Origin of the sequence: Kitasatospora sp. NPDC086801 (assembly GCF_044745805.1) — a bacterium.
GTDB lineage: Bacteria > Actinomycetota > Actinomycetes > Streptomycetales > Streptomycetaceae > Kitasatospora.
In genome coordinates this window covers 16,170-42,318 of record NZ_JBIVAX010000058.1, presented here as the reverse complement: position 1 = coordinate 42,318, position 26,149 = coordinate 16,170, and the positions used below count along the sequence as shown (strand labels likewise).

At 75.9% G+C, this 26,149-nt stretch carries 27 protein-coding genes; 15 read left to right on the top strand and 12 right to left on the bottom strand.

Going from position 1 to position 26,149, the window contains the following annotated elements; all coding sequences use genetic code 11:
- Positions 1-135: 135 nt before the first annotated feature.
- Positions 136-1,020, top strand: a complete 885-nt coding sequence (locus tag ACIPLC_RS35365; protein WP_400477154.1) for a helix-turn-helix transcriptional regulator — start codon at positions 136-138, stop codon at positions 1,018-1,020.
- An 81-nt stretch (positions 1,021-1,101) separates the two neighbouring features.
- On the opposite strand, the gene ACIPLC_RS35360 is transcribed toward ACIPLC_RS35365, so the two are convergent.
- The 5 genes from ACIPLC_RS35360 to ACIPLC_RS35340 form a co-directional block, all read right to left on the bottom strand.
- The gene (locus tag ACIPLC_RS35360) at positions 1,102-1,668 is read right to left on the bottom strand and encodes a DUF4253 domain-containing protein (protein WP_400477150.1); all 567 of its coding nucleotides are present in this window, start codon (positions 1,666-1,668) and stop codon (positions 1,102-1,104) included.
- 76 nt (positions 1,669-1,744) lie between these two features.
- Entirely contained in the window at positions 1,745-2,743 is a 999-nt protein-coding gene (locus ACIPLC_RS35355) for an aldo/keto reductase (protein WP_400477149.1), read from the bottom strand.
- Positions 2,744-2,820: 77 nt separating this feature from the next.
- A complete protein-coding gene (locus tag ACIPLC_RS35350; protein ID WP_400477148.1) occupies positions 2,821-3,651 on the bottom strand; it encodes a S1 family peptidase in 831 nt (276 codons plus the stop codon).
- Between the two features lie 121 nt (positions 3,652-3,772).
- Positions 3,773-4,345, bottom strand: coding sequence for a hypothetical protein (locus ACIPLC_RS35345; RefSeq protein ID WP_400477147.1), 573 nt, complete (start codon positions 4,343-4,345; stop codon positions 3,773-3,775).
- A gap of 81 nt (positions 4,346-4,426) precedes the next feature.
- Positions 4,427-4,549: a hypothetical protein gene (locus tag ACIPLC_RS35340; protein WP_400477146.1), complete on the bottom strand. Its 123-nt coding sequence runs from the start codon at positions 4,547-4,549 to the stop codon at positions 4,427-4,429.
- 199 nt (positions 4,550-4,748) lie between these two features.
- Here ACIPLC_RS35340 and ACIPLC_RS35335 point away from each other — a divergent pair, with 199 nt between their 5' ends.
- From ACIPLC_RS35335 to ACIPLC_RS35325, 3 genes are all read left to right on the top strand, one after another.
- Positions 4,749-5,198, top strand: coding sequence for an XRE family transcriptional regulator (locus ACIPLC_RS35335; protein WP_400477145.1), 450 nt, complete (start codon positions 4,749-4,751; stop codon positions 5,196-5,198).
- Positions 5,199-5,380: 182 nt separating this feature from the next.
- Positions 5,381-5,935: a ParH-like protein gene (locus ACIPLC_RS35330; protein ID WP_400477144.1), complete on the top strand. Its 555-nt coding sequence runs from the start codon at positions 5,381-5,383 to the stop codon at positions 5,933-5,935.
- On the top strand, positions 5,932-7,329 hold the full coding sequence (locus ACIPLC_RS35325; protein ID WP_400477143.1) for an MAB_1171c family putative transporter: 1,398 nt from the start codon (positions 5,932-5,934) through the stop codon (positions 7,327-7,329). Before ACIPLC_RS35330 ends, ACIPLC_RS35325 begins: the two co-directional genes overlap by 4 nt.
- Before the next feature lie 53 nt (positions 7,330-7,382).
- Here ACIPLC_RS35325 and ACIPLC_RS35320 read toward each other — a convergent pair whose 3' ends face one another.
- The 3 genes from ACIPLC_RS35320 to ACIPLC_RS35310 form a co-directional block, all read right to left on the bottom strand.
- The gene (locus ACIPLC_RS35320) at positions 7,383-7,814 is read right to left on the bottom strand and encodes a sigma factor-like helix-turn-helix DNA-binding protein (RefSeq protein ID WP_400477142.1); all 432 of its coding nucleotides are present in this window, start codon (positions 7,812-7,814) and stop codon (positions 7,383-7,385) included.
- A gap of 79 nt (positions 7,815-7,893) precedes the next feature.
- Positions 7,894-8,685, bottom strand: coding sequence for a helix-turn-helix domain-containing protein (locus ACIPLC_RS35315; protein ID WP_400477141.1), 792 nt, complete (start codon positions 8,683-8,685; stop codon positions 7,894-7,896).
- Positions 8,686-8,701: 16 nt separating this feature from the next.
- Positions 8,702-8,938: a hypothetical protein gene (locus ACIPLC_RS35310; RefSeq protein WP_400477140.1), complete on the bottom strand. Its 237-nt coding sequence runs from the start codon at positions 8,936-8,938 to the stop codon at positions 8,702-8,704.
- Between the two features lie 628 nt (positions 8,939-9,566).
- Between ACIPLC_RS35310 and ACIPLC_RS35305 the strand changes: the two genes are divergently transcribed.
- The 3 genes from ACIPLC_RS35305 (at position 9,567) to ACIPLC_RS35295 (ending at position 12,368) form a co-directional block, all read left to right on the top strand.
- The gene (locus ACIPLC_RS35305; protein WP_400477139.1) at positions 9,567-10,331 is read left to right on the top strand and encodes a hypothetical protein; all 765 of its coding nucleotides are present in this window, start codon (positions 9,567-9,569) and stop codon (positions 10,329-10,331) included.
- Positions 10,332-10,680: 349 nt separating this feature from the next.
- On the top strand, positions 10,681-11,286 hold the full coding sequence (locus ACIPLC_RS35300; protein ID WP_400477138.1) for a hypothetical protein: 606 nt from the start codon (positions 10,681-10,683) through the stop codon (positions 11,284-11,286).
- Between the two features lie 269 nt (positions 11,287-11,555).
- Positions 11,556-12,368 carry a BPL-N domain-containing protein gene (locus ACIPLC_RS35295; RefSeq protein WP_400477137.1) on the top strand — a complete coding sequence of 271 codons (813 nt, stop codon included), beginning with the start codon at positions 11,556-11,558 and terminating at the stop codon, positions 12,366-12,368.
- Positions 12,369-12,444: 76 nt separating this feature from the next.
- Here the strand turns inward: ACIPLC_RS35295 and ACIPLC_RS35290 are convergent, their stop codons facing one another.
- Positions 12,445-13,308 carry an alpha/beta fold hydrolase gene (locus ACIPLC_RS35290; protein WP_400477136.1) on the bottom strand — a complete coding sequence of 288 codons (864 nt, stop codon included), beginning with the start codon at positions 13,306-13,308 and terminating at the stop codon, positions 12,445-12,447.
- A 48-nt stretch (positions 13,309-13,356) separates the two neighbouring features.
- On the opposite strand from ACIPLC_RS35290, the gene ACIPLC_RS35285 reads away from it, so the two are divergent.
- From ACIPLC_RS35285 to ACIPLC_RS35270, 4 genes are all read left to right on the top strand, one after another.
- On the top strand, positions 13,357-13,995 hold the full coding sequence (locus ACIPLC_RS35285) for a TetR/AcrR family transcriptional regulator (protein WP_400477135.1): 639 nt from the start codon (positions 13,357-13,359) through the stop codon (positions 13,993-13,995).
- A gap of 174 nt (positions 13,996-14,169) precedes the next feature.
- On the top strand, positions 14,170-14,955 hold the full coding sequence (locus ACIPLC_RS35280; protein ID WP_400477134.1) for a hypothetical protein: 786 nt from the start codon (positions 14,170-14,172) through the stop codon (positions 14,953-14,955).
- Positions 14,956-15,208: 253 nt separating this feature from the next.
- Positions 15,209-16,426: an FAD-dependent monooxygenase gene (locus ACIPLC_RS35275; RefSeq protein WP_400477133.1), complete on the top strand. Its 1,218-nt coding sequence runs from the start codon at positions 15,209-15,211 to the stop codon at positions 16,424-16,426.
- Positions 16,427-16,674: 248 nt separating this feature from the next.
- A complete protein-coding gene (locus ACIPLC_RS35270; protein WP_400477132.1) occupies positions 16,675-17,712 on the top strand; it encodes a PP2C family protein-serine/threonine phosphatase in 1,038 nt (345 codons plus the stop codon).
- A 45-nt stretch (positions 17,713-17,757) separates the two neighbouring features.
- Here ACIPLC_RS35270 and ACIPLC_RS35265 read toward each other — a convergent pair whose 3' ends face one another.
- The 3 genes from ACIPLC_RS35265 to ACIPLC_RS35255 all read right to left on the bottom strand — a co-directional run bounded on the left by ACIPLC_RS35265 (position 17,758) and on the right by ACIPLC_RS35255 (position 21,719).
- The gene (locus tag ACIPLC_RS35265; protein WP_400477131.1) at positions 17,758-18,585 is read right to left on the bottom strand and encodes an alpha/beta fold hydrolase; all 828 of its coding nucleotides are present in this window, start codon (positions 18,583-18,585) and stop codon (positions 17,758-17,760) included.
- A 245-nt stretch (positions 18,586-18,830) separates the two neighbouring features.
- On the bottom strand, positions 18,831-20,153 hold the full coding sequence (locus ACIPLC_RS35260) for a cryptochrome/photolyase family protein (protein WP_400477130.1): 1,323 nt from the start codon (positions 20,151-20,153) through the stop codon (positions 18,831-18,833).
- A gap of 54 nt (positions 20,154-20,207) precedes the next feature.
- Positions 20,208-21,719, bottom strand: coding sequence for an SDR family oxidoreductase (locus tag ACIPLC_RS35255; protein WP_400477129.1), 1,512 nt, complete (start codon positions 21,717-21,719; stop codon positions 20,208-20,210).
- A 425-nt stretch (positions 21,720-22,144) separates the two neighbouring features.
- On the opposite strand from ACIPLC_RS35255, the gene sigK reads away from it, so the two are divergent.
- From sigK to ACIPLC_RS35235, 4 genes are all read left to right on the top strand, one after another.
- A complete protein-coding gene (sigK, locus tag ACIPLC_RS35250) occupies positions 22,145-22,729 on the top strand; it encodes an ECF RNA polymerase sigma factor SigK (RefSeq protein ID WP_400477128.1) in 585 nt (194 codons plus the stop codon).
- Positions 22,726-23,475: an anti-sigma factor domain-containing protein gene (locus tag ACIPLC_RS35245; protein ID WP_400477127.1), complete on the top strand. Its 750-nt coding sequence runs from the start codon at positions 22,726-22,728 to the stop codon at positions 23,473-23,475. The genes sigK and ACIPLC_RS35245 overlap by 4 nt, the downstream gene beginning before the upstream one ends.
- Before the next feature lie 277 nt (positions 23,476-23,752).
- Positions 23,753-25,366 (top strand): molybdopterin-dependent oxidoreductase, encoded by a 1,614-nt coding sequence (locus tag ACIPLC_RS35240; RefSeq protein ID WP_400477126.1) that lies wholly within the window; start codon positions 23,753-23,755, stop codon positions 25,364-25,366.
- Positions 25,367-25,439: 73 nt separating this feature from the next.
- Positions 25,440-26,135: a fasciclin domain-containing protein gene (locus ACIPLC_RS35235; RefSeq protein WP_400477125.1), complete on the top strand. Its 696-nt coding sequence runs from the start codon at positions 25,440-25,442 to the stop codon at positions 26,133-26,135.
- The last annotated feature ends 14 nt before the right edge of the window (positions 26,136-26,149 follow it).

Sequence of the window (26,149 nt, the reverse complement as noted above, 5' to 3'; positions counted from 1 at the left end):
CCCACTGGAGACGTCGTCATCAAGCCCGTTCCCAGGCCAGTCACTACAGACGCCAAGCCGCGACCCAAGCATGATCGTGATCTACAGCTGGAGTATTAGACTGCGGGACGCGCTTACGGTGAGGGGATGGCCACGATGGATCTACGCGCCGAGATCCGGGAGTTCCTCAGTTCGCGTCGCGCCCGCATCACACCCGCGCAGGCGGGCCTGCCCGCTTACGGCGGCAACCGTCGGGTCAAAGGTCTGCGCCGCGAGGAGGTGGCGCTACTGGCGGGGGTATCGGTCGACTACTACGTGCGCATGGAGCGCGGCCGCCTCGTCGGTGCCTCCGATGGCGTGCTCGACGCGTTGGCCTCCGCCCTGCGACTCGACGAGGCCGAGCGCGACCACCTGTTCCACCTCGCGCGCCAATCCACGGCGCCCAGCGGCCCACGCCGGCGTAGGCCTGCCGTGACGGTGCGCTCGACGCTGCAGCAGGTGCTCGACGCGATCTCCGGTGCGCCGGCCTGGATCGGTAACGGCCGTTTTGACGTGCTCGCCACGAACCAACTCGCTCGCGCGCTGTATTCACCGGTCCTGGCCGACTCGCGACGGCCCGCGAACACAGCGCGGTTCGTCTATCTGAACCCCGAGGCGGCCAGAGATTTCTTTGTCGACTACGACCAAATCGCCGGTGCCGTGGCCGCGAAGCTACGTATGGAAGCCGGCCGCGATCCGCACGACGAGGAGCTGATCGCCCTGGTCGGCGAACTGTCGACGTCCAGTGAGCTATTTCGGCAGCGGTGGGCATCTCAGGACGTGCGGCTGCACCGATCCGGCCGCAAGCGTGTGCACCACCCGATCGTGGGCCAGCTCGACTTGGACGTCGAGTCCCTGGAACTGCCCGCCGAACCCGGCCTGCACCTCAACGTCTACACCGCGCCCGCAGGCACACCGGCCACTGACAATCTGGCGCTCCTGGCGTCGTGGGCGGCCACCCAACAGGCGCCGGCGACCGAGCTCGAAGCACACAACGGATAGTCCAACCCCTTCAGCCGTACTGGTCAGCGGAGACAAAAATCAGTGTGGATCCGGGCTCGGTGGCGGGAAAGGGTGCCGGGGTCAGTCCCACCAGAACGACCACTGGTGGGCGGCGACGAGGCGTTCGGCGTAGGCGGTCAGGGTGCCGGTGCCCTGGAAGACGAGGTCGGGGCAGAAGGCGGTGTGCTCGGCGGCCAGCGGGAGGGCCTCGATGCCGGGGGCGCCGTCGGGGACGGCCGCGGCGGGGGCGGTGCCGGGCCAGGCGGGGCCGTAGGGGGCCAGGGCGGCGCGGAGTTCGGCGGCGTCCTCGGGGCCGGGCTGGCCCTCGGGCGCGTCCTCGTCGGTGCCGCCGAGCTGCTGCCACCAGCGGCGCAGCAGGGCGTCGGGGTCGTAGAGGGTGGGGTCGGAGACGGGGGCCGGGAAGAGTTCGCCGGACAGCCAGGGGCGGTAGTCGGCGCCGTCGCCGAGGGGGACGAGCAGCAGCGGCCACAGGCCGGACTGCGGGTGGGCGCGGTGGAGTTGCTGCCACAGGCCGGCGGGGGCGGGGGCGTCGCTGATCCACAGCAGCGGCTTCGGCCCGTCCTCGCCGCCGACCAGGCGGCCGGGCGGGAGGGTGGCGGGCAGGAGACGGGACAGGTCCGAGCTCATGCGGCCACCGTAGAGGCGGTCACTGACACGGGAGTTCGGGCGGCGGGGTTCGGACCCGCGGTGCGACGGGGGCGGTTCAGGCCCAGGGCAGGGCTGCGCGGGTGCGCCAGTACTCCGGGGCGGGTTCGGCCAGGGTGGCGAGGGCGGCCAGGTCGTCGGGGGTGGGGTGCAGGGTGGCGGCGGTGAGGTTGGAGGCGAGCTGGTCGACGGTCGCCGCGCCGGACAGGACGAGGTCGGCCCAGGGCTGGGCGGCGGCCGCGGCCAGGGCGAGGGCGTCGAGGGGCGCGCCGGTGCGGGCGGCGAGGGCGCGCAGCGCGGCGGTGTCGTCCCCGGTGGCGTTGCGCCCGGCGAGGCGGCCGTTGGCCATGCCCTCCTTGACGACGACCAGCCAGCCGGCGGCGTGGGCTTCGGCCAGGGCGGGGGCGGCGGAGGGTTCGAGCAGGTTCCAAGTGGCCTGGACGGCGGTGAACAGCGGGCGGCCGTCCACGGTGACCGCCAGGGCGGCGCGGATGGTGTCCGCCTGGGCCGGGCCGCTGGTGGACAGGCCGACCCGCACGCCCTGCCCGGCCAGGTCGGCCAGGCGGGCGTGCAGGGCGGTGTCGGTCAGGGCGGGGCTGTCGGGGGTGACGGAGTGGACCAGGTAGACGTCCAGGTGCGGGCCCAGCAGGGAGCGGGTCTCGTGGAGCTGGCGGTCGAAGACCGCCGTGGAGTGCTCCTTGACCTCGTGCGCGGCCACCCCGGTGGTCTGCCAGCCGGCCGTGTAGGTGTAGCCCCACTTACTGCCGACCGTCATCTCGGCCGCGGCCGCGGGGTGTTCGGCGAGCCACTGGGCGACGAACTCCTCGGCGCGGCCGTAGGAGCGGGCGGTGTCGAGGTAGCGCACGCCCGCGGCGTAGGCGGCGTCGAGCAGGGCGTGGGTGCGGTCGCGCAGCGCCTCGACGGTGCGTTCGGCGGGCAGGTCGCCGTCACGCCCGAGGGTGATGTAGCCGGGCCGGCCGACGGCCGCGGTGCCCAGGCCGTACCGCGCGATCGGCGGGCGGTCGGCGGCGGCTCCGGTGGCGGGGTCGGTCGGCATGGCGGGGTCTCCTCGGGCGCGACGGTGCTCACCTGGGACTTTACCGGCGGGTCGGCCGGTGGAGTCCCGCCGTCGCGTCAGCCGGCGGCGATGGTGGCCCGGATCCAGTCGGCGTAGGCGCGCACGTCGGTGTACAGGCCCGGACCTCCGGTGCAGGGGACGCCCGGGGCGCCGGGGCCGGAGGTGGTGCCGATGAGCTCCCAGCGGCCGCCGCGGCCGCGCTGGAGCTGCGGGCCGCCGGAGTCGCCGACGCAGGCCATGGCCTTCGGGGTGGGGCTGGTCGTGCACAGGCGGGTGGGGCCGGCGTAGCCGGGGGCGCAGTCGGCCACGGCGCCGCGGCGGGTGTCGAGCTCCTGGAGGCGGTCGGGGAAGACCATCTCCTCGAACTTGGGGGTGTCGACGACGGTGCCGAAGCCGAGCAGCCGGGTCGGGGTGCCGGGCGGGCCGGGGCGCTGGGCGACGGGGATGGGCCGCTGGGCGACCGGGCGGTCCAGGCGCACCAGGGCGAGGTCGTCGTAGTTGGGGCGGGTCTGGCCGTCGCCGAAGCTGAAGCCGGGGTGGACCACGGTGCGGGTGATGGCCCGGACGGTGCCGCCGCTCTTGCGGTGCGCGCTGCCGATGCGCACGATGCCGTCGAGCTTCAGTTCGTTCTCCGGGGGGCTCGTGACGCAGTGGGCGGCGGTGAGGACCCACTGGGGGTCGATCAGGGTGGCGCCGCAGGTGCCGTCGTCTATCTGCTTGGCGCTCATCGGGATCGTGGCCATGAACGGGTAGCGCTCGGTGGAGTCGTGGCCGTTGACGATCGCCTGGGCGCTTCCGGTCATGGCGGTGGCGCCCAGGGCTGCGGCGAGGGCGGCGACGGCGGTGGCGCGGGCGGCGCGGCGGCGGACGGTCTTGCGCAGGAGCACGGGTGACGGCCTTTCGGATCGGTTGGTTCGGATGCGTCCAGCCAACCCTGCGGCGCCCGTCCGGAACATCCGGGCAGCGGGCCGCCGGGCCCGGGGGTTGTCCCCCGGGCCCGGCGGCTGGCTACCAGGGGGTCGCGGCGGGCCGGGCGTTGGTGCCCGGGGCCTGCGCCGGCCGGGACGCGGGGGTGGCCGGCCGGGACACGGGAGCGGCCGCGGGCCTGGAGGCGGGGGTGGCTGCCGGCCGGGACGCGGGGGTGGGCGCGCCGAGGCCGCCGGAGGAGGAGGTGCGGATGGCCCGGGGCGCGGAGGGCGGCAGGGCGTCGACGGGGCGCGCGGCCCGGACCGGGGCGAGGACGGGGGCCGGGGCGCAGCTCTGGTCGAGGCGGACGACGAAGTTGACGTAGTCCAAGGGCTTGTCGGGCCAGTGGCAGTCGTTGCTGGTCAGCAGGCGACTGCGGACGCCGTCGCGTTCGGTGACGGGACCGGGGGTGACGCGCAGGTTCGGCTGCCAGCTGCGGCCCCACAGGTGGTGTTCCAGGCTCAGCGTCCAGCTTTCCTCGTCGATTTCCAGGGTGGCGCCGACCCGGCCGGGCAGCAGCCGGGTGCCGTAGGGGCCGCGTACCACCGCGCGCTGGTCGAAGCTGGCGTTCTTGCCGACCACGGTGATCCGCCACGCGCCGTGGAACCTGAGCATGGCCGCACTCCTGACGTCCTGGCGCGCCGTCCGGGCGGGCGCGCATCCGTCGGGGTCAACGGCTGCGGGGCGGTGGGCGGCTCAAACGGCGGGCCGGGCGGGCAGGGCGGGCCGGTCCGGGCGGTCGTCGAAGGGGACGCCGTGGCGCCGGAGCAGGTCGAACAGTTCGGCGGATCCGAGGGAAGTGTCAAATGTCGTCGGCACGAACTGATCTGACGATTCGCCAGTTCGACCGGCCCGCCTGCCGTCCGGGATGTCGACCACCGGTGGAGGGGTCAACTGGCATGGATCAGCGGTAATCTTCTGATCCACGCCAGCTGATGCCATTGGGTTATCGTGACCTGGCCGGCCCTGCCCGCCCATCAGGAGGAGGCGCGCGGGGCCCCGGTGAGGAGGGCGGGCCATGGCGGAGGAGTCGAACCGGGAGGACGGGCCGGTGGAACTGTCCGGACTCGCGGCCAGGATCGAGGCGCTGTTCCACACCGTCCGCAGACCCGACCGCGAGCAGTACACCAACGAGGAGGTGGCCCGGGCCTGCCGCGAGGCGACCGGGGAGTCGTTCTCCACCACCTACCTGTGGCAGCTGCGCACCGGGCGCCGGGACAACCCGACCAAGCGCCATCTGGAGGCGCTCGCCCAGTTCTTCCAGGTCCCGCCCGCGTACTTCTTCGACGAGCAGCAGGGCGCCGAGATCGCGAAGGAGCTCGCCCTGCTCGGCGCGCTGCGCGACGCGGGCGTGCGCAGCCTGGCGCTGCGCGCGGTCGGCCTCTCCTCCGAGGGCCTGGACACGGTCAGCGAGCTGATCGACGTCATCGCCCGCCGGGACGCGGCCCGCCGGCACCCGGCTCCCTGACGCCGGCGGCAGGGGCCGCGGGCGGGACGGACGGGGACCGCAGGCGGGACGGACGGGACCGCAGCAGGACGGACGGGGTACGGGGCCGGGGCGCGGAGGCGGGGGCCGGGCACGGAGGCGGAGGCACGGCGATCGGGGGGAACGGGGGGAACGGGGCCGCTGATCAAAGAGGGGAACACAGCGTGCGGGACGACAGGCGCTACCGATCGGTGCTGCGCCGCTGCCGGCGGATGGCCGAACAGCTGGAGCTGCCAAGCCCGTTCGACACCACCGTGCTACTGGAGCAGCTCGCCCGCCGGCGGGGCCGGCCGATCGACCTGCTGCCGGTGGCCGCCCGGCCCAACACGCCCTGCGGGCTGGTGGTGTCCACCCGGGAGGCGGACTACATCCTGTACGCCGCCGACACCAGCGCGCTGCACCGCCGGCACATCCTGGTCCACGAGATCGCCCACCTGCTCCTCGACCACGCCGGCTCCGCACCCCTCGGCCCGGCCGCGGCCCTCCTGCCGCACCTGTCCCCCGACCTGGTCCGGCGGGTGCTCGGGCGCACCGGCTACGACGAACCCCAGGAACGCGAGGCCGAGCTGCTGGCCTCCCTCATCCTCAGCCGGGCCGCCAAGGCCGACGCCGCGCACCCGCCCGGCCCCGCCCCGCACCCGGACGCGCTGGACGTCCTGGACGTCCTGCTCGCCGGCGGGCCCGGGCCCGCCGGCGCGCGGGAGGCGGGGCGCCCGTGAGCGACCTCGCCCTCTACGGCGTCGCGCTGTTCTTCGCCCTGAGCGCCTGCCACTTCGCCCGCGGCCGCCGGACCAACCCGCGCGCCATCGCCCGCTACAGCTGCTACGCCACCGCGCTGCTCGCCGCCGCCCTGCTGCTGCTCGCCCCGGCCACCGTCCAGGCCGCCGACCGGCTGCGCCAGCTCGGGATCGCGCCCGCCCTGCCCGTCCTGCTCGGCGACACGCTGCGCATCGGCGCGGCCTGCGCGATCCGGCTGCTGGCCCTCGCCCTGCGCGCCCCCGAGGGCGTGTCCGAGAAGTCGCGGCGGATCGGCGCGCGGCGTCGGGCGCCCCTGGGGGCACCTCCCGGCCGCCAGGCTGGGGGAGCGTCGCGCGCCCGGCGGGAATCGTCGGACACGCCCGGGCCCGCCCGCCGCGCGGTGCGGCGCCAGCTCGCCCTGCTGGCCGGCGTCCTGGCGGTACGGGCGGTCCTGCTCGCCGCCGCCGCGCCGGGCCTGGCCGCCACCGACCTCACCGCCGCGCCCTCCACCGGCGCCCGCCTGGCGCTGGCCGGGTACACCGCCGCCGGCGTGCTCTACCTCGCCCACTGCCTCGCCGCCCTGCTGCGCCAACTCGCCCGGCTCGCCCGCGCCGCCGCGCCCGGCCGGCAGCGCACCGGGCTGCGGCTGCTCACCCTGAGCCTGGCCACGGGCCTGCTGTGGAACGCCTGGGGCGTCGACGACGTCGTCCAGGCGGCCTCCACCGGCACCCAGGCCGGCGCCGAGGACGCCCTGTGCAGCGTCCTGGGCCTGCTGTGCGTGGCGCTGCTCGCGACAGGCCTGGGCACCACCGTGTGGCCGGCCGCGCACGCCGCCGTCCGCGGCTGGCTACGCGCCCACCGCCGCTACCGGGCGCTGGCCCCGCTCTGGCGGGACCTGCACACCGTGCTGCCGGAGATCGCGCTCGCCCCGGCCCGCCGCCTGCCGCTGCTGCCGCCGCGCGACCCGCAGTTCGCCCTGTACCGGCGGATCATCGAGATCCACGACGCCCGGCTGATCCTGCGCCACCACCTCGACCCGCGCACCCCGCAGTGGCTCGTCGGCGCCACCCGGCGCTTCCCCCCGCCCGCCGCCCGGGCCGACGCCACCGCCGAGGCCGCCGCGCTGGCCGCCGCCCTGGAACGTGCGGCGGCCGGCGCCCGGCCCAACCCCGACACCCCGCGCACCGCCCTGGCGGCCGAACCGCCGCGCGCCCTGGGACAGGACCTGGAGTCCGAGGCCGACGACCTGGCCCGCCTCACCCGCGTCTACGCCACCTGCCCGGCCGTCGCCGAGGTCCGCACCCGCGCCCGCGCCGCCCGCACCGCGGCCCCCTCTCCCACCGCCCCCGACCCGATCGCGAGCCCCGCGCGATGAGCCGGGGCACCGGCCGGGGCACAGCGGGCGGGAGCAGGCCGGGGCAGCGACCGCTACCGGCGGACGGCCGCCAGCGAGCGCAACTGCACGTGGACGGCGCCCGGTTCGGTACCGGTCAGGGCGGCGACCTCGGCGGCGGGCAGGTCGAGGACCAGGTGCAGCAGCAGGACGTCCTGCTGGGGGGCGGTGAGGTGGGCGACCGGACCGAGCGGGCGCGGGCCGGCCAGGGCGCAGACGCGTCGGCGCACCGCCTGCCAGGCGCAGGCGGCCGGGCTGGCCGTGGCCAGGGCGTCGAGCCAGTGGCCGCTGAGGTCGTCGAAGGCGCCCTGGACGGCCAGCGGGGCGTCGGCCGGGGAGAGCAGCAGGGCGGCGTAGTCGAGGTAGTGGCGCAGGTGGAGGTCGTACAGCGCCCACAGGCCCAGCGCCGGTCCGGTGGCGGTGGTCGTGGCGGTGGTGGTGGTCGGCTGTCGTGGTGGTGTCGGCATGGTTGTTTCCCGAGGTGGCGCGGGTGGGTGCTGGTCCGCGGACGGGGCGCTGGTGGCGCGTTCCCGTCCGCGGACCCGGTCACACGAGCACCGGCGGGCTGTCGCCGGTGCCGTCGCGGCCCGCCGCGGCGGGATGGCCGGGGTGGCCGGCGTCCTCGGCGCGGTCGGCGGCCAGGCTGTTGCGCAGGGTCACCCACAGTTTGAACAGGATGTCCGTCGAGGTGCCGCTGCTGGAGGACTGCATGGCCCGGGTGAACTCCCGTTGATACGTACGGGAGTTCACCTGCACCGGGACACGGGCGCTGTTCGTCCGCTCCCAGGCCGCCGCCCACAGCGCGCGGCGGGCCTCCTTGACCCCGCAGACCTCCATGTAGGTGAGGAACACCGCCTTGCGCAGCGGGGCCTCACCCCTGAGGACCAGCGCCAGGGTGCTGGAGGGCAGGCGCCCTCCCCCGGCCCGGGCCCGGCGGTCCAGCTCCTCCAGGGAGGGCCAGTCGGCCTTGCGCCGCATCTCGTGCATCGCCCGTCGCAGGTCGGCGAGGGAGTCGACCTGCTCGGGGTTGAGCCGTCGGGGCGCTCGGCGCTGGGTCCCGGAGGGTCGCGGCACGTGGGCCCAGTAGTTGGCGTGGGTCCACTTGCGGCGGGCCGTCTTGAGGTCGCCGTCGCAGGCCCGGGTGAGGGCCTCGACGACCTCCCAGTTCGGCATGGTCCGGCCGCTGGTGGCCCGTTGCAGGGTGGTCGGATGGTAGTTGGTCCGGACGGCGAGCTGACGGTAGGTCAGTTCGGCCCGTTCACGCTGCTCGCGCAGCCACGCGGCGAGGCGGCCCAGGGCCGGCTCGGTCGCCGCGATCGGTTTCTCCTGGCGTCCCATCGCGGTCGGGCGTTCTCTACCAGGCCCGCTCCCGCCGGAGCCTGGCGTTCAACACCAGCCCGCCGGTGGCGAGTTCGAGCGCCGCTCCGACCGACATGCCCGCCCTCGCCAGGGCGGCGGCCACGACGACCACGACGACGACCACGGCCGTCTGCGCGGGGCCGGACGGCCAGGGCAGCCCCGGGCGCGGCGGCGCCGGGTGGCCTGCGGCACAGTGGGCGGGGGCGCGCTTCTTCTTCCGCTTCCTCGTCATCGAGGAGACCTCCTATATCACCGTCTACTCCAACGGACGGGCACTTCGGTGGTTGGCGTCACACGAGGAACCCGTTCGGGCAACACTCTGTCAGGCGTACGGGTGATTCCCAATCGGTTCGGTGAACATCGCGAAGATTGATGCGCCAGAATCCCGGGCCCGGCCCGCAATCTCGTCACAACCCTGTGATATCAGTGCAGTTCAGGAACTCGAAACCGGAATTTGATGCATTTTTGTGCAACTCGCCCTTGTAGCCGTCCTGGCTGAATGTGACGATGTGCAGCAGCGTCATCCAGACCTGCGGGTCAGGAGCCCGGGGGCGCTGTCTACTCCAAATTCTCGGGAACACCGGCAGCGGGCCGTGTTGGCGCATGGGCCCGTCCGAACAGCAGAGACCGCCCGGCCCCAACGGCCCGAGCGGTCTCTCTGCGTTTCCCGGCCGGGAAGGACGGCAGCCGCGAGGGCGGCGGTCGGCGCCCTCGGCTGAACCCGGCAACGGACGGAAGTCGAGTACGGCAGCGGATTGCGGGCCGGGCCGCCGCCGGGCCAGCCTGTGGGGCGGACGCCGCGACCCGAGCGGGCGCCACGGGGCCCGCGCGGCTCCCACGACCTGAGAGGACCCCGCCCGGTGAACGGCTTCGAGTACCTGGCCGGCCTGCTGCTGTCCCAGCCCGTCCGGGCCCGGGACGCGCTGCGCGCCCGCCTGCCCACCACCCGCCGGCTGCGCGCCCTGGCCTCCTCGCCGCGGGCCGAGGCGCTGCGGGCCGCCGAGCGCGAACGGATCCGCCGGCTGGTCGACGGCCTGGCGGCGGTGGAGGGCGTGGCGCACCTGCTGACCCGCGTCGCCGACCACTGCGACCGCCCCGCCTCGTTCGGCCTGCTCACCACCACCGCCGAGGGCCGCGGCGTGCTGGTCTGCCGGATGAGCGCCACCGCCTACTTCGCCACCGGCGAGGACATCACCGCCGTCCTGCCCAGGATCGAGGCGGCGGGCCTGGCCGACTGGGGCTTCCCGAACACCTGGGGCGACGAACCGCCGCACTCGCCGGGCACGGTCGCCTACGCGCTGCGCTACCACCGCGACGGCGGCCTCTTCCCCGACGGCCGGCGGATGCCCGTCCCGCACCTGTCCACCGCCGGCGCCACCCTGGCCTGGGACCTGCCCGGCCTCCCCCGCCCGGACCCGTCCTGGCCGCGCCTGCGCAGCGAGGTGCGCTTCCGGCACGAGCAGAGCCCGCCGGACGGCGACCCGGCCGCGCTGCTGCGCGCCGCCCGCGCCGAGGGGCGGGGCCCGGTGCTGGCGCTCACCTTCGGCCGGGACTGGACGGACACCTGCACGTACCACGCCGTGGCGCGCGGGCGCGGGCGCGGGCGCGGGCGCGGACCGGCCTGAGTGGCCGGTGCCAGGGCGACCGGGGCGACCGGGGCGGCCGGGGCCGGCGCCCCGGCCGCGCTCACGGTTCAGCGCTCAGCACTGGGGCCGGCGGCCGTGGTTGGCCCCGCGCCGGGCCCGGGCCTTCTTCTTGCGGCGACGCTTCGACGACATGGCCACTCCTCTCGCAACCAGGACACCCCCGGCTCCCACCGTTCCACACCCGGCCCGCGCCGGCCCGCCGGGAGCGGCCTTCACCCGGTGACGCCGCCCTCGATGCAAGACCGGAAAGACCAGTCGTCAACCGGCAGTTCCACACCACTTCCATGGGTCAATCACCGGGGTCGGCGCCGGCTGGCAGACTGACCCGATGACGACGGACGATCTTCTGCGGCACCAGGACGAACTGCAGGCCGAGGCCGAGGCCGTCAACGCCGACCTGGGCCTGGACGAGTTGCTGGGCGCCCTCGGGGAGCCAGTGCGGGTGGGCAGTTCGGCGCTCGGGCTGATGGTGCGCCGGGACCTGGACGTCACCGTGGTGTGCCCGCGCCTGGACGCGGCCGCGCACGAGCGGGTGGCCGCGCTCGGCGCGCGGCTGGCACTGCACCGGCGGGTGGGCCAGGTGCGCTTCCGCAACGACACCGGCACCTGGAACACCGACCCCGCCGCCTACCCCGACGGCCTCTACCTCGGCGTGGGCTACCGCTGCCCGCAGGGCCGCGACTGGACCCTCGACCTGTGGTTCGTCGACGAGCCCGCCCGCCAGCCCGACCTCGCCCACCTGCGCGACCTGCCGCCGCGCCTCACCCCGCAGGCCCGCGAGGCCGTCCTGCGGATCAAGCACGCCTGGTCCGAACGCCCCGAGTACGGCCGCGGCGTGCGCAGCTGGGACGTCTACCGCGCGGTCCTGGACGACGGCGTGCGCACCCCGGAGCAGTTCGACCACTGGCGCACCGCCCGCGCCGCATCCGCCTGACCCTCCCGGACGGGCGGCCGGCCGACGACCCCGTCGAGGCCGTCGACGTCCTGCTCGGCCCGCCTCCTGCCCGACCGGCGGTAGGCCGGCGACGCCCACCCCCCGGCCCGGCGGACCACGGCCGGGCCCGCGAAACCGTCAACGCGGGCGGCGCGAGGGCACCCGTTCGAGGGGGCTGGCGTGCGGTGCGGGCCGCTGTGCCCGTAGCGTCGTCGCTGCACACGGCGTAGGACCCGGGGAGGGTGTCGGCGATGGCGGGAGTGCCGGTCATGAGGGGTGGGCGACGGCCCGGGCGGGCCGCGGCGGCCCTGGCGGTGGCGGCGGCGGTGCTGACGGCGTCCGCCTGCGGCTCCTCCCCCGCCCCGGACGGCCCGGCCGACGACCCCGCCGCTGCCGCCGGCGGGCGGCCGCTCGCGCTGGTCTACCGGGGCCCGGCGGCCTGCGAGGGCTGCCCGGAGGCGGCGCGGGAACTGCTGGAACGCGACGGCTTCGCGGTGCGCTACGTCGGGCCCGAGGAGCGGCTGCGCTTCGGCGCGGGCGTGCTGGCCGGTGCCGCGCTGTACGTGCAGCCCGGCGGCACCAACGGGCAGGAGGTGAGCACCGCGTGGGGCCTGCTCCAGCGCGACCCCGGCTTCTCGCCGGAGCTGGTGCGCGACTACGTCCAGGGCGGCGGGCGCTACCTGGGCCTGTGCATGGGCGGCTACCTGGCCGGCGACCCGGGCTACGACCTCCTGCCGGGCGACTCCGGGCAGTACATCCGCTCCCGGGGCGCGACCGTCACCGACGAGCAGGACCGCCTCGTCGACGTGGCCTGGCGCGGGCGCCCGCAGCGGATGTACTTCCAGGACGGCCCGTACTTCGACGTCGACGGCCCGGGCGTGGACGTCCTGGCCCGTTACTCCAACGACCGCGCCGCCGCCGTCGTCGCCCCCTACGGCGCCGGGCGGGTGGCGGTCAGCGGCCCGCACCCGGAGGCCCCCGCGGACTGGTACCGCGACTACCACCTGCCCGACGAGTCGAAGGCCGGCCTGGGCCTGGGCGACGACCTGCTGCGCGACCTGATGGCAGCGCCCGAGTCATGACGCTCCGTCAACTCCCTTGCGGGCCAGGCTGCATCGTCATGCCTGCGCGCCGGGAGCCCGGGACGGGCCGGGGGCGCTAGCGCCCGGCCGGGTGGAGGACACGGTCGGCCACCAGGTCCGGCCGGTCGGTCGGCAGGGCGTGCCCGGCGCCGGGCACGATCTCCGTCCGGGCCGAGGGCACGAGCCCGCCGAGGCGTTCGGCGACCGCGTGCGGGTCGTGCATGGCGCTGCGCGCCCCGAGCAGGAACAGGGCGGGGACGTCCAGGCGGCGCAGTTCCTCGTCGGAGAGGACCGGGGGCACCGGGAGCGCGCGGCGGAATCCCATCGACGCGCGCATCAGGGCCATCAGTTCGGTCTCCAGGATGGTGCTGTTGCCGACCAGGCGGGCCAGCCGGGGGCGCAGCGGGCGCGGCGCGGTCGCGGCGAGGCCGCCGGCGATCACCCAGGCGTAGAACCGGGCGCCCACCTCGGCGAAGCCCGCGGGGTCCACCAGGGTGAGGGAGGCGGCCCGGCCCGGGTGGTGGATCTGGTGGTGGAGCGCCAGCCAGCCGCCGTAGGAGCAGCCGACGATCTGGGCGTCCGTCACCTCCAGTGCGGCCAGGAGTTCGTCCAGCCAGGCGGCCGCGTCCCGGCCGTCGGTGATCGGGGCGGTCTGCACGCTCGCGCCCGGTTCGCCGACCGTGTCGACGGCGATGACCGGGCGGTGGCGGGCCAGCGCGTCGATGTACCGGTGCCACATCAGTGCGTTTCCGCCCGAGCCGGGCAGCAGCACGATCGGCTGGCCGTGCTGCGGGCCGGTCCGGTAGACGCGGGTGGTCCCGAACGCGGTCGGGAGGTCCAGCGCCGTCCGCGGCCCGGGCCACAGTTCCGTCAGAGCCCGCTCGTAGGCGGCCCGAAACCGGTCCCTGGCCTGGTCGTTCTTGAACTGGCTGATTCGCATGATACATGTGTATCACGGCATGATACGGGTGTACCAGGGAGGTCGCACATGAACGCGCGGGTCGATCACGAGGAACGCCGGCGGCAGATCGCCGAAGCACTGCTGCGCATCGCCGACACCCAGGGGCTGCAGGCGGCCAGCATGCGGGCGGTCGCCACCGAGGCGGGCGTCTCCCTGCGGCTGGTGCAGTACTACTTCACGAGCAAGGAGGGGCTCCTGCTGGACGCGCTGGAGCGGCTCGGCGCCCAGCTCCAGGCCCGCATGGCGGCGTGGATCACCGCGGCCGGCACCCCGCCCACGCCGCGCGGCCTGGTGACCGCGGTCCTGTCCTGCATCCTGCCCACCGACCCGGAGAGCCGCCGGATCACCCGCACCTACGCCGCGTACTACACGCTGGTGCTCAGCGATCCCGCACTGGTGGAGAAGCACGGAACGCCCCAGCCCGACCTGCTGGAGGGTTTCCTCGCGAAGCAGGTCCGCGCGGCCCAGCAGGCCGGGCAGATCGACACCGCCAGGGACCCGGAGATGACCGCCGCCGGGCTGCTGGCCATGGTCAACGGCCTCGGCTCCAGCGTGCTCGGCGGCCAGCGCACCGGCGACGCCGCGCTGGCGGTCCTCACCCACCACCTGGACGAGCTGTTCCGCGGCCGCCCCCGCGGTGACGCCCGGGCCCTGCCGACCCCCTGACCGGCCGTTCCGCAGACGCGACACAGGCGCCCTGTCCGCCCCGCCGCCGGTGCACGAGAATGTGCCGGTCCCGCGCGAGGGGCTGGCGAAGCGGCCAACTCCCTTACCGGGCACTCCTTTTCCGCTAACGAATGGGGAGGTTCACCGACCGTGTACAGGAGACTTCCACAAGCCGTGTTGTCGGGTGTGCTGGCCGTGGCCTTCGCGGGGACGACCGCGTGGGCCACGACGACCACGGCGGGCACGGCCCCGGCGCCGGGTGTCGCCGCCGGGTGCGGGGCCGACCCCGCCGCCCAGGGACTGACCAGTACCGCCCTCCCGAACACCCTGGTGGAGACGCCGCGCTCCGACGGGCGGACCGAGCAGTTCCAGCAGTTCTACGACAGCTCGGCCGCCTCCCTCCTGCCCTTCGTCTGGCACCGCTCCCAGGACGCGCCAGGGGGCGCCTACGGCGACTGGGAGCGCGTCAGCGCCACCCCCGTGGGCCCGAAGCTGTACCAGGTGAGCGCCGTCGAGAACGGCGCCGGCGCCCTGGAGGTGTTCTTCGCCTCCTACGGCGGCTTCTGCCACACCGTCCTGCCCGCGCCCGGCGACTCCTGGACCCCGACCGAGAACTTCGAGCTGTCACCGCCGCCCTACCACGGCGGGCTCACGCTCTTCAGGGAACGCGACGGCCGGCTGCACGCCTTCGCCTCCGGCGCCGACACGAACGCGGCCATGGAGGTGCGCAGCCAGGACGGCGACGCCCGGGACTCCTGGGGCCCGGTGCGCCGGCTGCCCCGGCTGCCGGACCCCAACGCGGGCCTGGGCGCGCCGTCCTCGGTCGTCCAACTGCCGGACGGGCGGCTGCGGGTGACCGTCCGCGAGTGGAACCGCGACCGCTCCTGGCGGACCACCGAGGCGGACCGGTTCGCCTCCTGGGAGCCGTGGCAGCTCTGCGCGGACGGCAGCTGCGCCTGACGGCCGGGCGGCAGGCGGTCTGACGGTCGGGCGGCCTGACGGTCGGGCGGCCTGACGGTCGGGCGGCCTGACGGTCGGGCGCCGGACTCCTTGAGCCCGGCGCCCGGCCGGTGCCCTGGTGCACTACCCGCCGCCGACCTGCGAAAGTCGCCCCGGGCGCCCCGGGACCGCCCTAGTGCACTAGTGCATCAATCTCAAAAAGCCGCAGGACAAGGCTTGTTTACGCCGACGCGTACGACGTACATTCCTCGCCATGGAGAACACCGACATCCTCGTGTCCGGCGCCGGAATCGCCGGCCCCGCCCTCGCCTACTGGCTGCGCCGCCACGGCTTCTCCCCCACCGTCGTCGAACGCGCCCCCGCCCCGCGCCCCGGCGGGCAGGCCGTCGACCTGCGCGGCGCCGGCCGCACCGTGATCGAACGGATGGGACTCATGGAGCAGGCCCGCGCGCTCTGCGTCGACCAGCGCGGCCTGGGCCTGGTCGACCGCCGCGGGCGGATGACCACCCGCATACCCGTCGACCTGTTCGAGGGCGAGGGCATCGTCTCCGAGCTGGAGATCCTGCGCGGCGACCTCGCCGACCTCCTCCACCGGGCCACCACCGACGACGTCGAATACCTCTTCGACGACAGCGTCACCGCCCTCACCGAGGACGCCGACGGCGTCACCGTCACCTTCGAGAACGCCCCGGCGCGCCGCTTCGCCCTCGTCATCGGCGCCGACGGCCTGCACTCGGTCGTGCGCCGCCTCGCCTTCGGCCCCGAGGAGGGGCACTACCGGCCCCTCGGCGGCTACCACGCCTGGTTCACCGTCAAGAACCGCCCCGGCGACCGGCTCGACCTCGACGGCTGGTTCCTGATGTACAACGCCCCCGGCGGCCGCGTCGCCTCCGCCCGCCCCGGACGGCTGCCCGGCGAGATCAAGGCCTCCCTCGGCTTCCGATCCCCGCCCCTGCCCCTCGACCGGCGCGACACCGCCGCCCAGCAGCGCCTGCTCGTCGAGCGCTTCACCGGCGCCGGCTGGGAGGTCGACCGCCTGCTCGCCGGCCTGCGCGACGCCGACGACTTCGCCTTCGACTCCTTCGGCCAGATCCACCTCGACCACTACAGCCGCGGCCGCGTCGCCCTGCTCGGCGACGCCGGCTACAGCCCCAGCCCCCTCACCGGCCTCGGCACCAGCCTCGCCCTCGTCGGCGCCTACCTGCTCGCCGGCGAACTCGCCGCCGCCCACGGCGACCACCGCACCGCCTTCGCCCGCTACGAGGAGCGGATGCGCCCCTACGTCACCCGCGCCCAGGAACTGCCGCCCGGCGGCGTCAACGGCTACGCCCCCGACAGCGCCCTGATGATCCGCCTGCGCGCCGCCTCCATGCGCTGGATGGGCCGCTGGCCGCTGCGCAACCTGATGGCCGCCCAGTTCGCCAAGGCCGGCGACATCGCCCTGCCCGACTACGCCCTCGCCACCGCCTGAACACCGCTGCCTGAACGCCACTGCCTGAACACCACCGCCCGAACACCACCGCCCGGACCCGGCCGGCCGCCCCGGGCGGGTGCTCGCCCGTCCGGGCGGGCTGCGCTGGCGGCGGGGTGAGGGCGCCGGTATGCCTGGGGGGACGGCGAGGCGGCGGAGAGGACGGCGGGGTGGGCAGCGCGAACGGGGACGGGAGCGGGAGCGGGAACCGGGACGGCGGGGGGACGCGGGCGCCGGGGAACCGGGCCGTGGTGCTGGGGGTGCTGGCCTCCACCGCAGTGGTGCTGCTCGCACAGGCGGCGAGCGGCACCAGTACCCGGCTGGTGCTGCTGCTGGTGTTCCTGCCGGCGCTGCTGGCGGGGCTGGGGACCGTCGCGCAGACGGTCGCGGTCTCGGTGTGGGTGGCCGCGGTGGTGACGGTCAGCACGGTGCTGTTCCCGCCGACCTCGCTGGCCGCCCGGGTGGGCACCCTGGTGGGGGTGGCCTGCGCCGAGGCGGCCGTGGTCGGGCTGTGCGCGCGACGGGTGCGGCGCGAGCGGGAACTGTTCCGGATGCGGCAGACCGCCGTCGCCCTGCAACGCCAGCTGCTGCGCCCGCTGCCGGTGCTCACCCCCGGTGTCCAGTTGTACGGGCTGTACCGGCCGGTGGAGGAGGACGCCCTGGTCGGCGGCGACCTGTACGACGTCGCCGACACCCCGTACGGCACCCGGGTGCTGGTGGGCGACGTGCAGGGCAAGGGCCTGCCGGCGATCGGCGCGGGCTTCGCGGTGCTGAGCGCCTTCCGGGAGGCGGCCTTCCGGGAGGCCGCGCTGACCGACGTCGCGGACGCCCTGGAGGCGGCGGTGGATCGGCACAACGCGTACGCGGCGCAGGGCGGCGAGAGCGAGCGCTTCGTCACCGCGACCGTGCTGGGCGTGGAGCGCGGCACGGACGTGCAGGCCGTCAACTGCGGCCACCTCGCCCCCTACCTGCTGCACGACGGCCGGGTCGAGGCCGTGCCGCTGCCGGCCGGGGTGCCGCTGGGACTGGCGGAGCTGACCGACGAGGTGCGCACCGTACGGTGGTTCGCGCTGCCCGAGGACGGCGTGCTGGTGCTGCTCACCGACGGGATCACCGAGGCCCAGGACGCCGCCGGCGCGTTCTACCCCGTCGAACGGGGCCTGGCCGCCCTCGCCGACGCCCCCGCCTCCCTGCTGCCCGAGGCCCTGGACCGCGAGGCCCGCCGCTGGAGCGGGGGCCGCAGCCGCGACGACGTCACGGTGCTGTCCCTGCGCCGCACGCCCTGAGGCGCCCTCACCGCCTCAGGCCTCAGCGCCTCAGCTCCTCAGGCCTCACTGCCTCAGGAACTCCAGCAGGTCGGCGTTGAAGCGCTCCTTGTCGCCGGGGACCATCGCGATGCCGTGCGAGCCGTTCTCGTAGACCTTCAGGACGGCTCCGGGGATGATCCGGGCGGCGCGGCGGGCGGTGGCCTCGACGGGGACGATCCGGTCGTCGTCGCCGTGCACGATCAGGGTGGGGATGTCGAACCTGGCCAGGTCCTCGTGGAAGTCGGTGTAGCCGAAGGCGTCCACGCAGTCGACGCCGCCCTCGATGGTCTGGTGCATGGCCATGAACCAGAAGGCGTCCCGGTTGCCCTGGGTGGCGCGGGAGCCGGGGCGGTCGGCGGAGAAGAAGTTGACGGAGGTGTCCTGCCAGAACTGGGAGCGCTCGGTGAGGATGCCGGCCTTGATGTCGTCGAAGACGGTGCCGGGCACGCCGTGCGGGTTGTCGGGGCCCTGCAGCATGGACGGGGTGATCGCCGACAGCAGGACGACGGAGCGGATCCGCCCGGTGCCGTGGCGGCCGATGTAGCGGGCGAGTTCGCCGCCGCCCATGGAGTGGGCCACCAGGGTGGCGTCGCGCAGGTCGAGCCCGGTGAGCAGGCTGTCGAGGTCGTCGGCGAAGGTGTCGAAGTCGTAGCCGCCGTAGACCGGGGTGGAGCGGCCGTGGCCGCGCCGGTCGTGGGCGATGGCCCGCAGGCCGGCGTCCGCGACGGCCTTCAGCTGGTCCTGCCAGGCGTCGCCGTTGAGCGGCCAGCCGTGGATGAACACGACGGGGCGTCCGCTGCCCCAGTCCTGGTAGAAGATCTCGACGCCGTCGCGGGTCCTGGAGATGGGCATGCTCCTGCTCCTTCGGGTGGTACGCCGGGGGGCGGCCCGCCTGGGGGCCTGTCTGACGGCCCGCCTGGGGCCTGCCCGGGGCCTGCCCGGGGCCTGCCGGGGGCCTGCCGGGCCGCAGGTTCATCCAACGGGAGGCGGGTGGGGCCCGCATCCGCGCGGCGGCCGGGCCCGGACGGGGACCGGACGCGGCGCTACGCCGTTCGGGTGAGTTCGGGTGAGGGCGGATGAGTTCGGGTGAGGGCGGTTCAGCCGCTCTCGCGCAGGCGGGTGCCGAGGGCGTCGGGGGGCAGCAGGGGCGCCGGGTAGCCGGCCGGGGGCTCGGCGAGCTCCCAGGGGCGGTGGACGGCGCGGGCGGGCAGGTGGGCGAGCTCGGGGACCCAGCGGCGCACGTAGGCACCGTCGGGGTCGTAGCGGTCGGCCTGGCGTAGCGGGTTGAGGACGCGATTGGGGCGGGTGTCGGTGCCGGTGCCGGCGGCCCACTGCCAGTTGAGCTGGTTGTTGGCGAGGTCGCCGTCGACGAGCAGGGCGAGGAAGTGGGCGGCGCCGGGGCGCCAGTGGTGGCGCAGGCTCTTGGTGAGGAAGGAGGCGGTGAGCAGGCGGGCCCGGTTGTGCATCCAGCCCTCGTGGGCGAGTTGGCGCAGGCCGGCGTCGACGATCGGGTAGCCGGTGCGGCCCTCGCGCCAGGCCTGGAGCTCGCGTTCGTCGTCGTACCAGCGGACGGGGCGGGGGCGGTAGTCGGCGTGGGCGGCGTCGGGGCGGGCCGCGAGGACCTGGTGGTGGAAGTCGCGCCAGGCGAGCTGGCGCACCAGCGCGGCCGCGCCGGGGGTGTCGGACTTCCCGGCGCGGTGGGCGAGTTCGGTGGCGGACAGGCAGCCGAAGTGCAGGTACGGCGAGAGGCGGGAGGTGGCGTCGGCGGCGAGGTCGTCGTGCAACTGCTCGTAGGCGTCCGGGTTCCAGGCGCGCAGGCGGCGGCGGGCGGCGCTCTCGCCGCCGGGGGCGCGGCCCGGGGAGGTGCCGGCGGGGGCGGCGGGCAGCGGGGCGCTCGCGGGGCCGTCGGGGGTGGCGAGGGTCCGCGGGGCGGGCAGGACGGTGCGCCGGGGGGCCTGCTGCCAGGCGCGGTGGTAGGGGGTGAAGATGGCGTAGTGGTCGCGCCCGGCCGGGGTGACGAGGCCGGCGGGGACGATGGTGAGCGCGGCGTCGTACAGGTGCAGGCGCTCGCCGAGGGCACGGCGCAGGGCGTGTTCGCGGCGGGTGGCGAAGGCGGAGACGCCGGCGTTGGTGTGGACGGTGTCGGCGCCGCACTCGGCGGCCAGGCGGGCGGCCTGTTCGGCGGGGTCGCCGTGGCGCAGGACCAGGCGGGAGCCGGCGGAGCGCAGCGCCCGGTCGAGGTCGGCGAGGCTCTCGGCGAGGAAGGCCTGCCGGTTGGGGGCGGCGAAGCCGGCCCGGGCGATGGCCGGGTCGAGGACGAACAGGGGGACGACCTGGTCGGCGCGGGTGCGGGCGGCGTGCAGGGCGGGGTTGTCGTGCAGGCGCAGGTCCTGGGTGAACAGGACGACGGCGGTGCTCATCGGGGGCCTCGTGCGGTGGGGTTCGGTGCGGGTGCGGGTGCGGGTGCGGGGGTGTCAGCCGGCGGGTCGGGCGGGTCGGGCGGGTCGGGCGCGTTCGGTGATGTTGCGGGCCATGGCGCCGAACACCAGGGCGTGGAAGGGCGCCACCGACCACCAGTAGAGGTGGCCGGCCAGTCCGTGCGGGTGGAACAGCGCCCGCTGCTGGTAGAGCGCGCCGCCGTCGCCGTCGGGTGTCACGCGCAGTTCGAGCCAGGCCAGGCCCGGCAGGCGCATCTCGGCGCGCAGCCGCAGCAGGTGTCCGGGTTCGATCTCCTCGACCCGCCAGAAGTCGAGCGCGTCGCCGACCCGCAGCCGGTGGCGGTCGCGGCGGCCGCGGCGCAGGCCGACGCCGCCGGCCAGGCGGTCCAGGCGGCCCCGCAGGGCCCAGGCGAGCGGCAGGGAGTACCAGCCGTTCTCGCCGCCGACGCCCTCCACCACCCGCCACAGCGCGGCCGGGTCGGCGGCCACCCGGCGCCGGCGCAGGTCCTGGTAGAGGCTGCCGCCGGCCCAGTCGGGGTCGGTGGGCAGTGGGTCGCTGGGCGCGCCGGGCAGGGAGGCGGAGGACCAGCGGGTGGCGACCTGGGCGTCGCGGATGCGCCGCAGGGCCAGTTCCACGGCCCGGTCGAAGCCGGTCAGGCCCTCGGGCGGGTCGGGGATCCAGCGGGCGATGTCGTGTTCGCGGCACACCACCTCGTGGCGCAGCGACTCCACCAGCGGGCGGGCGAGCGAGCCCGGTACGGGGGTGACCAGGCCCACCCAGTGGCTGGACAGGCGCGGGGAGAGCACGGGCACCGGCACGATCAGGCGCCGGGGCAGGTCGGCGACCTCGGCGTAGTGGCGCATCATCAGCCGGTAGGTGAGCACGTCGGGCCCGCCGATGTCGAAGGTGCGGTCGACCTCGGGGGGCAGGGCGGCGGCGCCGACCAGGTAGCGCAGCACGTCGCGTACGGCGATCGGCTGGATGCGGGTGTCGACCCAGCGGGGGGTGACCATCGCCGGGAGCCGTTCGGTCAGGTGGCGCAGCATCTCGAAGGAGGCCGAGCCGGAGCCGATGATCACCGCGGCCCGCAGTTCGGCGGTGGGGACGCCGCCCGTGCGCAGGGCGCGGCCCACTTCGGCGCGCGAGCGCAGGTGGGCCGACAGGTGCGGTTCGGGGACCCCGGCGGGCAGCAGCCCGCCGAGGTAGACGATGCGCCGGGTGCCGGCGGCGGCGGCCGCCTCGGCGAAGGTCTCGGCGGCCTGCCGGTCCCGGGTCTCGAAGCCGGGCCCGGTGCCCAGGGAGTGGACCAGGTAGTAGGCGGCGTCGATGCCGTCGAAGGCCGCGGGCAGGGTCTCGGCGCGGGTGACGTCCCCGGTGACGGCCTCCACGTCGGCCCGCCAGGGCTGGTCCCGCAGCCGGAGCGGGTCGCGGACCAGGCAGCGCACCCGGTACCCGGCGGCGAGCAGTTCGGGCACCAGGCGCCCGCCGATGTAGCCGGTGGCGCCGGTGACCAGGCAGTGCGGGCGCGTCCGGGTCGGCTCGTCCACCTGCGGCTCCTCTCGTGCGGGCGGGTGCGGCCCCCGTGCCCCGCCAGGCGCGGGGGGCGCTGCCGGGGTGTTCGGAGCGGACGCGGCCGGGGATTGGACGGGGTCGGATCGGCTGGGGCAGAGACGGGGCCGGGGATCGGGGTGGAACGGGCGGGTGGGTGGGCGGCCCGTGGCTTCGAGTCTTCCAGGGGTCTCCTCCGAGCGCCCGTGCGTGCGCGGGCCGGAAATCCGGGTGTGCGCGGGGCCGGGAATCCGGTGTCCTTCGCGGGCAATCCGCGCCGGGTGCGGCTTCGAACGCCTGACGTCGCCGTGTTCCGTCAGCCCGGCCGGGTGTCCGCCCGGCCGGGATTCCCTGGAGGTCGTGCCATGCCCACCGTCCACTGGCCGGGGCCGTCGCCCGGGTGTTGCGAGCGCGAGGCGGCCGGATGAGTACGGTCGTTCACCTGTCCGGGCCGGGGCGTCCGGGCGCTGACCTCAAGGAGTTGCTGAGCAGGACCGCGCGCGGCGACCGGGAGGCGTTCGGGCGGCTGTACGACGCGGTGGCGGGCCCGGTGCTGGGGCTGGTCCGCCGGGTGCTGCGGGATCCGGCGCAGTCCGAGGAGGTCGCGCAGGAGGTGATGCTGGAGGTGTGGCGCACCTGTGCCCGCTACCGGCCCGAGCGCGGGGAGGTGCTGGCGTGGGTGCTGACCATCGCCCACCGCCGCGCCGTGGACCGGGTGCGGGCGGCTCAGGCGGCCGCCGACCGCGACCGGCGGGCCGCCGCCGCCTCGCACGCGCCGGCGTTCGACGAGGTCGCCGAGCAGGTCGAGGGGCGGCTGGAACGCGAGCAGGTGCGGCGCTGCCTGAAGGGGCTGACCGAGTTGCAGCGGGAGTCGATCACGCTGGCCTACTACCGCGGGTACACCTACCCGCAGGTCGCCGAACTGCTCGGCACCCCGCTGGGCACCGTCAAGACCCGGATGCGCGACGCGCTGATCCGGCTGCGCGACTGCCTGGGAGTGGGAGCATGAGCGGCGCCGACCTGCACACGCTGACCGGCGCCTACGCCGCGCACGCCCTCGACGCGGACGAGCGCGCGCAGTTCGAGCGCCACCTGGCGCAGTGCCCGGCCTGCGCCCGGGAGGTGGCCGAGTTCACGGCGACGCTGGCCAGGCTGGGCGCCGCGCAGGCCGTCGCGGTGCCCGGGGAGCTGAAGTCGCGGGTGATGGGCGCCCTGGACACCGTCCGGCAGGAGGCCCCGCGCGCCGCGGCCGGGCCCGACGGCGCCCGGCGCCCCGGGCGGCTGGCCCGCGGCTGGCCGCGGCTGGCGCTGGCGGCCTGTCTGGCGGCGGCCGCGGCCCTCGGCGGCGTGGCCGTCCAGCAGCACCGGGAGGCGGACCGGGCCAGGGCCCTCGCCGCCGCGCTGCAGCGGCACCAGGACCAGGTCACCGGGCTGCTGGCGGCACCCGACGCCCGGCGGGCGAGCGGCCCGGCGGCCGGCGGCACCGGCACCGGGGCGGTGGTCTGGTCGCACGGCCGGGGCCGGGCCGTCCTCCTGGCCTCCGGCCTGCCCGCCCCGGCGGACGGCACGGCGTACGAGCTGTGGTTCGACGACGGCGCCGCGATGCGCCCGGCGGGGCTGATGCCCCGGGGCGACGGCGCGTTCCTGCTGGACGGCCCCCTGGCCGGTGCGCGCGGTATCGGGGTCACGGTGGAGCCCTCGGCCGGCTCCGCGCACCCCACGGGGGCGCCGGTCCTGCTGATCCCGTTCACCTGAGTGGGAGGGCCGGGCCGGGCGGCTGGCCCGGCGGAAGGCCGGGTCGACCGGGATCAGGAGACGGTGAGGGTGCCGCTCAAGGGCGCCACGGGCGTCCCCGGGCGCCCTTGAGCGGCCTCGGCCCGGGGCGCCGGGCCGGGCCTCCCGGCGGTCCGGCCCGTTCCGCCGCCCGTCCGCGGCCCCCAGCCCTGGCCGGGAGGTGTCACCCGGCCAGGGCAGTGTCACCCGATCGGGGGGTATCCGGACTCGCACCCATCCGGTGGAGCCGGACCGCCGAATGAGGACCGTGACCGATGAGACGAGCAGCAGCCCGCCGGGCGCCCTCCCCCGAGCACGCACCCGTGCCGCCGGGCCGGCCGTGGCGGCGCTGTGCGGGCTGGCGGCCGCCGCCACGGCCGTGGGAGCCGGTGAGGCGGCGGCGGCGTTCACCCGCCCCCAGGCCTCACCGGTGGTGGCGATCGGCTCGGCGGCGATCGACCTCGCGCCCACCGCCGTCAAGGCGTGGGCGGTCCAGCGGTTCGGCACCGGCGACAAGACGGTCCTGCTGGGCGGGATCTACACCGCCATGGGCCTCGTGGCCGCGGCCCTCGGCGTGCTGGCCGGACGCCGTCGCGGCGCGGCCGCCGCCCTGTTCACGGCCTTCGGCGGCCTCGCCGCCTGGGCCGCGCTGGCCCGCCCGCAGGCCCTCCCCACCGACCTGCTGCCCTCCTCCGCCGCGGCCGGCGGCGCGGTCGCCGTGCTGTGGTGGCTGGCCGGACCCGCCCTCTCCCCCGGCCCTTCCCCCGGCCCTTCCCCCGGCTCGGGCCCGGTCCGGCCGGCCGGGCCCGAACGGCGGCGCGTCCTGGCGGCCGGCGCCACGATCGGCGCGGCCGCCGCCCTCGGCACGGCCGGACGCGTCCTGTCCGACCGGCGTGGCGACGTCAGCGCGGCCCGCGCCGCCGTCCGTCTGCCGCCACCGCTGCGCCCGGCGCCACCGCTGCCGCGCGCCGTCGGCGCCACGGTCCCCGGCCTGCCCCCGTTCATCACCCCCACCGCCGACTTCTACCGCGTCGACACCGCCCTGACCCTGCCGCGCATCGACCCGCGCGCCTGGTCGCTGCGGCTGCACGGCCTGGTCGACCGCCCGCTGCTGATCGGCTTCGACGACCTGCTCGCCCTCGGGCTGGAGGAACTGGACCACACCCTGTCCTGCGTCTCCAACGAGGTCGGCGGCCCCTACGCGGGCACCACCCGCTGGCTCGGCGCCTCGCTGCCCGCCCTGCTGCGCCGCGCCGGCGTCCGCTCCGGCGCCGAGCAGCTCGTCGGCCGCTCGCAGGACGGCATGACGATCGGCACCCCGGTCGAGACGCTCCTCGACGGGCGCCGGGCGCTGCTCGCGGTGGCGATGAACGGCGAGGCGCTGCCCGTCGAACACGGCTTCCCGTGCCGCACGGTGGTGCCCGGCCTCTACGGCTACACCTCGGCCACCAAGTGGCTCGTCGACCTGGAGGTGACCACCTTCGCCGCCCGCGACCCGTACTGGGTGCGGCGCGGCTGGGACCGCACCGGCGAGGTCCGCACCGCCTCGCGGATCGACGTGCCCGCGCCGTTCGCCCGCGTGCCGCCCGGCGACGTGACGGTGGCCGGCACCGCCTGGGCCACCCACCGCGGCATCGCCGCCGTCGAGGTGCGCGTCGACGGCGGGCCCTGGCGGCAGACCGAACTGGCCGCCGACGCCGGGCCCGACCTGTGGCGCCAGTGGACCCACACCTGGACCGGCGCCGCCCCCGGGACCCACCGCCTTGAGGCCCGTGCCACCGACGGCACCGGGGCCGTCCAGCCCGAGACCCGCACACCTCCCTACCCCTCGGGCGCGACGGGCTGGCACAGCGTCGTCGTCACCGTCACCTGACCCCACCTCACGACCTCCCCACCCCTTCGGCATCCGGGATCCGCCCGATGCCCCCTGACAGGAGAATCCGTCCATGAACACGACCGTCCTGGTCCGCAAGCCCTTCGCCGCCGTCCTCGCCGCCGGCCTGCTGGCCGCCTCCCTGAGCGCGTGCAGCAGCGGCGGCGGCGACGCGAAGTCCTCGGACACGGCCAAGAGCACCACCGCGGCCGCCGCGCCCACGCCGTCCGTGACCAGCGGCCCGTCCACGGAGGCCCCGTCGGTCGGGGCCCCGTCCGCCGAGCAGGTGACGGCCGGGCAGCCGTTCGGCACCGCGTGCGCGGCCGTCCCCAAGGACGGGGCGGGCAGCTTCACCGGCATGGCCAAGGACCCGGTCGCCACCGCCGCCTCCAACAACCCGCTGCTGTCCACCCTCGTCACCGCCGTCAAGCAGGCCGGCCTGGTGGACACCCTCAACTCCGCGAAGAACATCACCGTCTTCGCCCCCACCGACGACGCCTTCGCCAAGCTCCCGAAGAAGGACCTCGACGCCGTCCTCGCCGACAAGGACAAGCTCACCAAGATCCTCACCTACCACGTCGTCCCCCAGCGCCTGGCTCCCGCGGCACTCGCCGGCGGGCACAAGACCCTGGCCGCCGCCGACCTCACCGTGACCGGCGCCGCCCCGGACTTGACCGTCAACTCCGCCGCCAAGGTGCTGTGCGGCGACGTCCAGACCGCCAACGCCACCGTCTACATCGTCGACACCGTCCTGATGCCCGCCTCCTGAGCCGGCATCAGCCC